General features: G+C 69.6%; 10 protein-coding genes. 1 reads left to right on the forward strand and 9 read right to left on the reverse strand.

Translation table 11 applies throughout. From position 1 onward, the window contains the following. Positions 1-5: 5 nt before the first annotated feature. Complete coding sequence (locus QMK34_RS04915; RefSeq protein WP_326411968.1) at positions 6-956, reverse strand: D-alanine--D-alanine ligase family protein; 951 nt, start codon at positions 954-956, stop codon at positions 6-8. Between the two features lie 39 nt (positions 957-995). Beyond that, positions 996-2315 (reverse strand): aminotransferase-like domain-containing protein, encoded by a 1320-nt coding sequence (locus QMK34_RS04920; protein WP_326411970.1) that lies wholly within the window; start codon positions 2313-2315, stop codon positions 996-998. A gap of 160 nt (positions 2316-2475) precedes the next feature. Between QMK34_RS04920 and QMK34_RS04925 the strand changes: the two genes are divergently transcribed. Then, the gene (locus tag QMK34_RS04925; RefSeq protein WP_326411972.1) at positions 2476-3120 is read left to right on the forward strand and encodes a GNAT family N-acetyltransferase; all 645 of its coding nucleotides are present in this window, start codon (positions 2476-2478) and stop codon (positions 3118-3120) included. A gap of 191 nt (positions 3121-3311) precedes the next feature. On the opposite strand, the gene QMK34_RS04930 is transcribed toward QMK34_RS04925, so the two are convergent. The 7 genes from QMK34_RS04930 to murJ form a co-directional block, all read right to left on the reverse strand. Further along, entirely contained in the window at positions 3312-4457 is a 1146-nt protein-coding gene (locus tag QMK34_RS04930; protein ID WP_326411975.1) for an N-acetylmuramoyl-L-alanine amidase, read from the reverse strand. A 335-nt stretch (positions 4458-4792) separates the two neighbouring features. Continuing rightward, positions 4793-5116, reverse strand: a complete 324-nt coding sequence (gene trxA, locus QMK34_RS04935) for a thioredoxin (protein ID WP_326411977.1) — start codon at positions 5114-5116, stop codon at positions 4793-4795. Between the two features lie 50 nt (positions 5117-5166). Then, positions 5167-6162, reverse strand: a complete 996-nt coding sequence (gene trxB / locus QMK34_RS04940; RefSeq protein ID WP_326411979.1) for a thioredoxin-disulfide reductase — start codon at positions 6160-6162, stop codon at positions 5167-5169. Between the two features lie 146 nt (positions 6163-6308). Then, positions 6309-7067, reverse strand: a complete 759-nt coding sequence (locus tag QMK34_RS04945) for a hypothetical protein (protein WP_326411982.1) — start codon at positions 7065-7067, stop codon at positions 6309-6311. Next, positions 7064-7726: an RNA polymerase sigma factor SigM gene (gene sigM, locus QMK34_RS04950; RefSeq protein ID WP_326411984.1), complete on the reverse strand. Its 663-nt coding sequence runs from the start codon at positions 7724-7726 to the stop codon at positions 7064-7066. Before sigM ends, QMK34_RS04945 begins: the two co-directional genes overlap by 4 nt. A 42-nt stretch (positions 7727-7768) precedes the next feature. Further along, positions 7769-9373 carry a protein kinase family protein gene (locus QMK34_RS04955; protein WP_326411986.1) on the reverse strand — a complete coding sequence of 535 codons (1605 nt, stop codon included), beginning with the start codon at positions 9371-9373 and terminating at the stop codon, positions 7769-7771. Positions 9374-9452: 79 nt separating this feature from the next. Further along, on the reverse strand, positions 9453-11258 hold the full coding sequence (gene murJ / locus QMK34_RS04960; protein ID WP_326412122.1) for a murein biosynthesis integral membrane protein MurJ: 1806 nt from the start codon (positions 11256-11258) through the stop codon (positions 9453-9455). Between the last annotated feature and the right edge of the window lie 109 nt (positions 11259-11367).

Raw genomic sequence — 11367 nt, forward strand, 5'->3', positions numbered from 1 at the left:
TGTGGTCAGCTCGCGCGGGTGATCGCGCGGGCCACGAGCCCGGCGAAGACCGAGCCGAGCGAGGCGCCGGAGGCTTCGAACGCCATCGGCACGGTTGAGGTCTCGGTCAGTCCGGGCGAGACGTTCACTTCGAGGAACTGGATCGTCCCGTCGGCACACACGACAGCGTCGGTGCGGGAGATGTCGCGGAGCCCGAGCTGCCGGTGCGCCGCGACCGCCAGTTCGCCGACCGCCTTCGCGGCGTCGTCGGAGATCCGGGCCGGGGTGAAGAAGTCGGTGAGCCCGGCGGTGTAGCGCGCGGTGTAGTCGTACACGCCGCTCTCCGGCACGATCTCGACCGCGGCCAGTGCCTCGGGTCCGTCGACGGTCTCGATGACCGTCACGGCCACCTCGACGCCGTCCACGAACCGTTCCGCGAGGACAGTGTCCCCGTAGGCGAAACAGCCGACCATCGCCGCGGGCAGTTCAGCCGCCTCGCGGACCACCTGGGTGCCGAGCGCGGAGCCGCCCTGGTCGGGCTTGAGGATCAGCGGGAGGCCCAGCTTCTCGACCATCGCGTCGAGCACCGGCTGTGCGCCGAGCTCGCGGAAGGTGCTGTGCGGCAGCACGACCCACTTCGGGGTGGCGAAGCCCGCCTTGGCGACCAGCGCCTTGGCCGTGGGCTTGTCCCACGCGCGGCGGCAGCCCTGCGAGCTGGTGCCGACGTACGGCACGTCCAGCATCTCCAGCACCGTCTGCACCGAGCCGTTCTCGCCCTCGCCGCCATGGAGAGCGACGACGACCGCGTCGGGCCGTTGAGTGCGAAGCCGCTCCAGCAGCCCTGCGTCGGTGTCCCACTCCTCGACTGTCAGGCCTTCGCCCCGCAGCGCCGTCGAAAGCCGTCGCCCGGAGCGGAGGGAGACATCGCGTTCATGGGACAGGCCGCCGGCGAGCACGGCCACGGTGCGGTCAGCCACCGAGGAACTCCTTCAGTCTATTGTGGACAGTTCGCTCGATCAGAGCGTGTCCGGAGCGGGGTTTTGCGGCCCCGAGATCGAGCGCGTGCTCACGCTACCGAAGGTGCGGCCCAAGTCCATTTCGGACTCCAGAACGGCGGCGAGCCGCCGGACGCCCTCACGGATGCGCTCTGGCGTCGGGTAGCAGTAGGACAGCCGCATCTGGCGGCTGCCGAACCCGTCCGCGTAGAAGCCGGTGCCCGAGGCATAAGCCACGCGTGCCGTGACCGCGCGGGGCAGCATCGCTTTGGTGTCCACGCCTTCCGGCACGGTCATCCAGACGTAGAACCCGCCGTCGGGATGCGTCCAGCTACAGCCGGGGGGCATGTGCTGCTCCAGCGCGGACAGCATCGCGTCGCGGCGCTCGCGGTAGATCTCCTGGAACTTCTTGATCTGGCCCTTCCAGTCGTGCGTCGAGAGGTAGCGCGACACGATCAGCTGGTTGAGGGTCGGCGGGCACAGCGTGGCCGACTCCGCCGAGAGCACGAGCTTCTCGCGCACGGCGTGCGGCGCGAGCACCCAGCCGACGCGCAGGCCCGAGGCGAAGGTCTTCGAGAACGAGCCGAGGTAGACGACGTTGTCCGGGTCGAGCGAGCGCAGCGCCGGGTAGATCTGGCCGTTGAAGCCGAGTAACCCGTACGGGTTGTCCTCGACCACGAGCACGTTGTGCTGACGGCAGATCTCCAGGATCTCGGCGCGCCGCTCCACGGCCAGCGTCACACCGGCGGGATTGTGGAAGTTCGGGATGGTGTAAAGGAACTTGACCCGCTGGCCGGTCTTCTCGGCCTGCCGGAGCGCCTCGCGCAGGCCCTCGGGCACCAGGCCCTGGTCATCCATCGCGACATGGACGACCTTCGCCTGGTACGCGGCGAAGGAGCCCAGCGCGCCGACGTACGACGGGCCTTCGGCGATGACGACGTCGCCTGGGTCGCAGAACAGCCGGGTGACCATGTCGAGGCCCATCTGGGAACCGACGGTCACCACGACGTCGTCGGGATGCGCCTTGATGCCCTCGAGCGCCATGATCTCGCAGATCTGGTCACGCAGAGCGGGCACGCCGTGCGCGGAGCCGTACTGAAGCGCGACCAGGCCGTCCTCGGCGATGATCTCGGCGACCTGCGTGGACAGCGAGTCCAGCGGCAGGGCGGCGAGGTTCGGCATGCCCCCGGCGAGTGAAACCACCTCGGGCCTGCTGGCCACCGCGAACAACGCTCGGATCTCGGAGGCGGTCATGCCCGCGGTGCGCGCGGCGTACCGGTCCAGATGCGGGTCGAGGTTCTGGCGGCCGGTCTGGGGCCTGCTGGGGCGGTTCTCGGTCATCGGAGGCCTTCACGCGGGGCTCGGGTGGACACGATCTCTACCGGCTGGTAGATCCATCGAGTGTAACCACGGACCACTGTGGGGTCCCCGACCTTTCGGTGCTCGTCACATCCGCCTATCCTCGAAACGGTTGGGGTGGACAGGTCCAGGGAGGTCTCGGGTGTCGCGTCGCGTCGTGGGCGTCACACTGGACAACCTCGAGCATCTGCCCAAGGCCTGCCGCCGGTGCGTGTACTGGGAGCTCGCGCCGCACCTCAAGGCGCAGGCCGAGGAGTACGGCGCCACCGAGGTCGAGAAGGAGGCCTGGGTCTCCAGCGTGCTGCTGGAGTGGGGCTCCTGCGGCCGCATCGCCTACAGCGACAGCCTGCCGGTCGGTTTCGTGCTCTACGCCCCGCCGAACGCGGTCCCCCGCTCCCTCGCCTTCCCGACGTCCCCGCCGAGCGCGGACGCGGTGCTGCTGACGGCCTTCCAGGTGCTCTCGGAGTTCCAGGGCGGCGGGCTGGGCCGGATGCTGGTGCAGGCGGTGGCGAAGGACCTCACCAAGCGCGGGGTCCGGGCGATCGAGGCGTTCGGCGACGCGAAGCCCGAGGAGACCGACCCCGACGGCGGGCACAGCTGCGTGCTCCCCGCGGCGTTCCTGCAGGGCGTCGGCTTCAAGACCGTCCGTCCGCACCCGAAGTGGCCGCGGCTGCGGCTGGAACTGCGGTCGGGGATTTCCTGGAAGGAAGACGTCGAGGCGGCGCTCGAGCGCCTGCTCACCCAGGTGAGTATCACCACCGCCGAGCCCAGTCTGGGCCGCGCGTAACAGAGAGCTCCTAGCACAAAGAAACACCCCGCGCGACCGTTGTCGCCCGGGGTGTGCACAGCTGTGGAAGAAGGCCCGAGTTATCCACAGATTGCTGATGAGCGCGGTGGACAACCTGTGGATGGATAGACTGGACCTGGGGACGCCCCCCGGGAAGGGCGGGGGCTGCTCTTGGTCTGGTTCGGGGGTTTTTACTCTGCTTTCGCCAGCTCGTGGGCGAGGACGTCGGCGAAGGTGAAGGTGCCGGTCGGCTGGTCGCCCTCGCCGAGGAGGTAGAGGCGCTTGACCGCGATCAGGATGCCTTCCGCGACGACGTCGCGGAAGGCCGCGTCCGAGAGGCGGCGGTTGTCGTCCGGGTTGGTCAGGTAGCCGATCTCGACGCGGACGGCGGGGCAGCGGGTGCGGGTGAAGATGTCCCACGTCTTGTAGTGCGTGCGGCAGTCGAGCAGGCCGGTGCGGGCCGCGACCTCGCGCTGGATGAAGCCGGCCAGCAGCTCGCCGACGGTCGAGGTGGTGCCGTTGCCGGTGCCGAAGTGGAAGCTCGCGACACCCTGCGCCCGCGTCGACGGGTTGCCGTCGTTGTGCAGGGACAGGAACAGGTCGGCGCCCGCTTCGTTGGCGAACAGCGCGCGCTCGCCCTCGGTGGGGCTGTGGTTGGGGCCACGGGAGATCAGGGCCTCCATGCCGGTGGCCTTCATCCGGCCTTCGAGCCGCCGGGCCAGGTCCCAGGAGATGTCCGCCTCACGCAGGCCGCCGGCGACCACGCCCAGGTCGTCACCGCCGTGCCCGGGGTCGATCACGATGCGCTTGCCGCGCAGCCGCGGGCCCGCCTTCCGGACCTGCTCCTGCTCGCGCAGGAACACCGGGCGGCCGCCGCGGGCGCGGGGGGACAGCTGACGCAGCTGGCGGATGGTCTCCGGGCCGCACATGCCGTCCACGACCATGCCCATGTCACGCTGGAAGTTCCGCAGAGCCGCCTCGGTCTGCGCGCCGAAGCCACCGTCCGGGCGGCCGGCGTTGTAACCGAGCTCGGTCAGTCGCTCCTGCAGCGCGAACACGTCGTCACCGTGCATCGGCGACGAGATCATGTTCGACAGCAGACGGCTGCCCAAGTGGAAGCTCGCACCCCGCAGCGATCGATATGTGGCAGGACCCACCACGCCGTCGGTCGTCAGCCCACGACGCTGCTGGAAGGCGCGAACGGCCTGCTCCACGGCGACGTCGAAGGTGCCGAAGCCGTCAGCTTCGCTCACCGGGGGAAGCAGCTCCATGGTCGCAAGGGCGGACCTGATCTCGGCGACGTCCGGACCTGCGTCACCGCGGCGGAGTACCCGCATGCACTCCTCGCTCTTCCTTGGGCATCGGGCGAAAGCCGATGCGGATGAAACCCTGGCTGAAAATCAACTCTGGCCGATATCGAACGCTGTCTGATAAGGACTCAGGACATCCATTGTGCCCTGCGAACTCTGGGTGAGCACGCAGGCCCGGTCGGTGCGTCAAGGCCCCGATCGTGGCCCCCGGGATTTCCCCCGGGTCACGCAGGATCTCCGAGTATGCGCCCACGTTCCCCCGAAAGGCGAAACCCGGGCCCCGCGTGTGGGATACACACGGGACCCGGGCTCAGTGGCTGCTCAGCGGCGGCCAGGCGATCTTGCTCGCCGAGGACGTCGGTTCAGAGCACGTCGGAGAGGTCGGAGAGCAGTGCCGCCTTCGGCTTGGCGCCGACGATCGTCTTGACCGGCTTGCCGCCCTGGAACAGGATCAGCGTCGGGATCGACATCACCTGGTAGTCACGCGCCGTGTTCGGGTTCTCGTCGATGTCGAGCTTCGCGACGGTGATCTTCTCGCCGTTCTCACCCGCGATCTCCTCGAGCACCGGGGCGACCATCTTGCACGGGCCGCACCAGGTGGCCCAGAAGTCGACCAGGACCGGCTTTTCGCTGGTCAGGACATCGTCGACGAAGCTGGAATCGGTCACCTTGACGGTGTTGGTCATGTTTTCTCCTCTGGGTGAGCGCTGAAGGGGCTGCGAGTCTGGGCCTGCGGTCAGCGAGTGGACACGCCGTAGCCGCCGCCGACCAGCTCAGCGGCTTCGTGGGCGTTTTCGGCGCCGGTGTTCTCGGCGAGCCAGCGTTCCGCGTCGATCGCGGCGGCGCAGCCGGAACCGGCGGCGGTGATGGCCTGGCGGTAGGTGTGGTCGACCAGGTCACCGGCCGCGAACACGCCGGGGACGTCGGTGTAGGACGTGCGGCCCTGGGTGACGACGTAGCCGTCCTCGTCGAGGTCGACCTGACCGCGCACCAGTTCGCTGCGCGGGTCGTGCCCGATGGCGACGAAGAACCCGGTGACGTCGAGCGAGGACTCCTCGCCGCTCACGGTGTCCTTCAGCTTCAGGCCCTCGACCTTGCCCTCGCCGACGACGCCGGTGATCTCCGAGTTGAGTTTCCACTGGATCTTCTCGTTCGCGCGGGCGCGTTCGAGCATGATCTTCGACGCCCGGAACTCGTCCCGGCGGTGCACCACCGTCACCGACTTCGCGAATTTGGTGAGGAACGTCGCCTCTTCCATCGCGGAGTCGCCGCCACCGGCGACGACGATGTCGTGGTCGCGGAAGAAGAAGCCGTCGCAGGTCGCACACGACGACACCCCACGCCCGAGCAGCTCCTGCTCACCGGGCACATTGAGGTACCGCGCGGCCGCGCCCATCGACAGGATGACCGCACGGGCGGCGTAGCGGACACCGTTGGCGACGACGTACTTGACGTCCCCGGCCAGCTCCAGCGCCTCGACGTCCTCGGAGCGCAACTCCGCGCCGAACCGCTCCGCCTGCTTGCGCATCTCCTCCATCAGGTCCGGGCCCTGGATCCCGTCCCGGAAACCGGGGAAGTTCTCGACCTCCGTGGTGGTCATCAGGGCACCGCCGAACTGGGTGCCCTCGAACACCAGCGGTTCGAGTTGCGCGCGTGCCGCGTAAACGGCAGCGGTGTATCCGGCAGGACCCGATCCCACGATGATCAAGTTCCTGATTTCCTCGGCAGCCACCGGTGACCTCCGCTCGTAGTGCCCGTGTATCAGGCTCAACACGATCGTAGGTGCCGGTGTTCCCGCCGGTGACGCCCACTACTCGTCACCCAGCTACTCGCGGCCTGCGTGCGTCCGCGATCGCGTCGCCGATGCGTCCGTTTCGGCTATTTCTTCCCGACGACCTTGTCGAAGAGCTTCGAAGGATTGCCCGGTCCGCAGTCGGCGCCGAACGCGACGACGCGGTACTGGGCCAGCTTGCCGGTGGTGAAGGTGACCAGCACCCCGGCCTTGCCGTTGACGTTCACCGGCTGGATGCCCTCCGGGCGCACCGCGGGGTCGAGCCCGTTGGCGGCGAGGCAGGCGTCGAGCCGCTGCTCGTTCCCGAGCGGGCCGAAGTCACGAATCCCGAGGCTCTTCCCGGCCAGCGCGTCGGCTCCGGCGCCGTCGCCGCCCACGGAAGGGCCCACCGGCGGCGGACCTCCCGGCTGCGCCACGCTGCTGCCCTGACCGGCCGTCTGCGAGGCGGGCACGATGATCGCGACGGCCGCGATCGCCGCGGCGGCCACGGTCAGCAGCCCGGCGCCCCAGCCGAGGCGCTTGTTCCGCTTCTTCCTGGCCGCCTCCATGCTCACCACTGGGGCGAGCTGCGGAGCCTCCGGCCGCAGGCCGGCCAGCGCGGCGTCGAGCCGGGCGGCGAACTCGGCGGGCATCGGCTCGACCGGGGCGAGCGCGAGGCCCGCCAGATCGGAGCGGGTCGAGTCGAGTGCTCCGAGGATCGCCATCGCGTCCGGGTCGGTCCGCACCAGCGGCCACAGCTCGGCCGCCTCGTGCTCCTGGAGCACCCCGGCGTGCAGGTCGGCGAGCACGTCGACTGACCAGGGCGGACCGACGGTCTCACCCAGTCCCAGACTCTCGTCTGTCATCGTCCCTCCCCGTTACCCGGCGTGCCCTGCGGCCGCCTGGCACCCCGGTGCACGTCCGGGGTAGCGCGTTCACGTTTGCTTTCGTGAGTTGGGACGCCTCCAATCGCATCGGGGTTCCGGAGATGTCCGAGAACCTTCGCGAGCTTCGCGCGGCCGCGCGCGCAGCGGCTCTTCACCGTGCCCTCCGCGATGTTCAGCATCTTCGCCGTCTCCGCGACCGAATAGCCCTCGACGTCGACGAGCACGATCGGGGCGCGCTGGTCCTCGGGGAGCTGGTCCAGTGCCGCCTTGATGACCAGGTTGGTCTCGCGGTCGGACATCGAGTCGCGCGGCGAGGCCGGTTCGTTGAACCCGGTCTCCGGCAACGGGACGGTCGGGCGGGCCTGGCGGCGGCGGATCCGGTCGAGGCAGGCGTTCACCACGATGCGGTGCAGCCATGTCGTGACCTGCGATTCCGCCCGGAAGTTGCCCGCCGCGCGGAACGCCGAGATAAAGGCGTCCTGCAGCGCGTCGGCGGCCTCTTCCGGATCGCGGACGGTGCGCAGCGCAACCGCCCACATGCGGTCTCGATGTCGCCGGACCAGTTCGCTGAACGCCTGCGGGTCACCGGCGGCATGAGCCGCGATGAGGTCCGCATCCGTGGGAGCCGCTGCCGTCACCTGTGAGAGCCTACTGACGGCGTGAAGTCCGCGTAATCGGCGTCAGGCGGCGGGCAGGAAGGCCAGCTCGCCGATCTCCGAAACGAATTTCCCGGTGTCGCCACCACCCAGCTGGGTGATCCAGATGAGGAAGTACTGACCCTGCTGGGGCGACGAAAGCGCGATGGTGGTTTCGCCGCTGCTCAGGTCGCCGGTGCCGACCACCTTGGTCGAGTCGAGGTCAGGGTCCTTGCTGTCGGCCGTGCGGATCTCGACCTTGGTGCCGGGGCTGTTCGCGGTGATCTTCACCTGGCTGAGGGTGATCGCGTCCTTGAAGTTCACGATCAGGCCGACGCCGGACTTCAGCGCGGGCAGCTGCTGCTGGTACTGGTCGGTCCGCCACACCGTGCCAGGGTCGCCGTCGATCGTGTTCTTGACACGGCTGGGGTAGTCGCCCTTGCCGTCCGGGTTGTAGATGTTCACCGAATCGGGGGTCGCCGCCTGGCCGGTGCTCGCCGGCGGCGGCGCGGGGTTCGAGCTGGGCGGCTGTGCGGGCGGCTGCGCGGGCGCGGACGTCTCGGACGGCGCCGCGACGTTGATGGCCGGGCCGCTCGCCTTCGAATCGCCCTGGAACGCGTTGATCAGCATCAGCCCGCCCCAGGCCAGGATGACCACCGTCGCGACCACCAGCACGGTGACGCCCAGCGCCAGCTTGCGGCGGCGGGCGACGTCCTTGACCGGCTTCTTCGTGGTCCAGATCGTGCCGTCTTCCTCCGGCTGGGCGTCGGGCCCGCCGACCTGCTGGATCAGCTGGGTGCGCTCCTCGGCCTCGGCGGCCTGGTCGAGCACTCGCAGGATCGCCGACGAGGTCCGGATGCCGCCGTGACCACCGTCCTCGATCGTGCGGACGGCGAGCGAGGACAGCTCCACCGGCACCGTGGGCACCAGCGACCTCGGCGGGACGACCCGGCCGGCGGGCGTCAACGGCGCGCCCGGGATGGCGGGCGGGCCGCCTGGCAGCGCCCAGCGGCCGGTGAGCAGCAGGTAGAGGACCGCGCCGAGCGCCTTGACGTCGTCACGCAGGGTCGCTTCGGGGAGCGGGCCGGGGAAGGCGAGCTTCAACGCGCCGTCCGTGGTGAGCCGGAGCCGCTGCGGGTGGTCGAGACCGAGCACGAGACCGTTCTGATGGGCCTGCTCGACGGCCTCCGCAAGCGCTTGCACCATGCGGGCGGCCGCGGCGGGCGCCACCGGGCGCTGGGCCACGAGGTCGACCAGGTCACTGCCCTTGGTCCATTCGGCGACCACGACCCCGAGCAGTCCTTCGCTCGAGGTGACGCCGCTGCCGAGGCTGAGCACGTCGAGCACGCGGGCCACGCCGCCGTGCCCGAACTTGGCCGCGTGCGCGGCCCGCTCCAGCGTCCGGCGGGCGAGCCGGGCGGACTCGGCGTCCGCCGGGTCACCGACCAGCAGGGTCAGCGCCACGTCCCGCTTCAGCTGCCCATCGCGGGCACGCCAAAGGTGCGCGGCGGCCCGTTCGTCCACCCCGAATTGCGCGAGCAGGCGGTATCGGCCATCGCCGACCACCCGGCCGGGGGCCAGCGAGCCTCCTTGGGCCCTTATGCCCACGTCGCTCGCGCCCCCTGCCTGTTCGCTCCGTCTCGTATCCACCGCACTCTCCCGCGTAGCTCCCCGTACAGAGGATACCCAGCATACGACGCGTGAACGGGAGTCATCCGTACGTGAATCGTTATCCGCGCTTGATCAAGCGGCTGAGCCTGGCCGTGGCGGGCTTCAGTTCCTCGACCTTCAGCGCCATGAGCACGCCGAACGAAACAACGATGCCGACCCCTCCTTGCAGGAAAAGCTTCACCCAGGACTGCAGTCGCAGCCCGAACGACGCGGGGACGATCAGCCCGACGAGGTACGCCGCGCCGGCGCCGAGAACGCTCGCCACGACCGTGAAGAGGATCACCCCGAGCACCCGTTTGCTCCGAAGGTTACCGAGAGTGACCCACAGCCAGACCTGACCGAGCATCGCACCGACCACGAACGTCAGCGCGTTCACCATCATCGCGCCCAGCACGATGTGGTCCGGGTCGAGCAGCACCGGGCACAGGTAGAGCAGCGGAACCTTGACCACGGTCATCACGATCATGATCAGCACCGGGGTCCGCGCGTCCTTCATCGCGTAGAACACGCGCATCTGGAGCATCACCAGTGCGTACGGCAGCAGGGCGAACGCCGAGATGGCCAGCGCGTCGCCCAGTCGGGAGGCGGCGTCGGTCGAGCCCTTGCCGATGGTGAACAGCGCGATCCCGATCGAGCCGCCGACGATCGTCATCACCGCGGAGATCGGCACGAGCATCACCGTGGAGATCCGCGAGGCGTAGGACAGGTCGCCGATCAGCTTGGTGTGGTCGCCGTCGGCGGCCGCCCGGCTCATCCGCGGCATGATCGCGGTCAGCAGTGAGACGCCGATCACCCCGTACGGGAGCTGAAAGAGCAGCCAGGCGTTGCTGTACGCCGTCACCCCGCCGGGGGTGCCGCTGGTCAGGACGCGGGTGTTGATCGTGTAGCCGACCTGGCTGACCGCGACGTAGCCGACCGTCCACAGCGCCAGGCCGCCGAACTCCTTCATCCGCTTGTCGATGCCCCAGCGCCACTTGAACTTGAACCCCGAGCGCAGCAGCGGCGGGACCAGGAGCACGGCCTGCGCCACGATGCCGCCCGTCACGCCGACGCCCAGCGTCAGCAGCTTGACGTCGCCCATCGACACCGGGTTCGTCTGGATGTCCCCCGGCATGACCCACACCACCAGGATGGTGAAGATGACGACCAGGTTGTTGATCACCGGCGCCCACGCCGTCGGCCCGAAGATCTGCTTGGCGTTCAGGATCGCCGAGAGCAGCGCGAACACGCCGTAGAAGAAGATCTGCGGCAGGAGCAGGTAGGCGAACGCGGTGGTCAGCTCGGGACTCGCCCGGCCGGACGAGTCGACGTAGAGAGAGGTGAACCACGGCGCGGCGAGCACCGCGATGATCGTGCCGACGACCAGCAGCGTGATGGCGACCGTCATCAGCCGCTGGGTGTAGGCCTCGCCGCCGTCGGGATCGTCCTGTGACCGCACGAGCAGCGGTACCACCAGGCTGGCCAGCACACCGCCCATCAGCAGCTCGAAGATGATGTTCGGCAGCGTGTTGGCGACGTTGAACGAGTCGTTGGCCACGCCCGCGCCGATCGCCGCGACGAGCAGCAGCTTCCAGAGGAACCCGGTGACGCGGCTGATCAGCGACGCGATCGCCATCCGGCCGCTGGCCTTCGCCAGCGAAGGGGCTTTCGCGATAGCCGCTTGTTCGGCTGTCGAGCCCGGCCTCGGCCGGACCAGTGGCCCGTCCGTGATCCGGGGCATCACCTGCGTCGCGAGCGCGTCGTACGGCCGCAGCGAGTCAGGATCGGCCGTTGGCCAGCGCGCGCCCAGCGGTACGCCGGGGGTGCGCGGGATGAAGCGGGTCGCGTCCGGCTCGCGCCGGGGGGCGTCTTCCCACGGCCGCACCGGCGGCGGGGTCCGGGGTCCGGCCGGGGGCCGCGGCGGCTGCTGCTGGGGCAGCGGCCGCGAGGGTTGGGGCAGCGGCGGTTTCCGGGCGGGTTTCTGGCCGGTGCCG

Source organism: Amycolatopsis sp. H20-H5 (genome assembly GCF_035828755.1).
In the GTDB taxonomy this organism is placed as follows: Bacteria; Actinomycetota; Actinomycetes; order Mycobacteriales; family Pseudonocardiaceae; genus Amycolatopsis.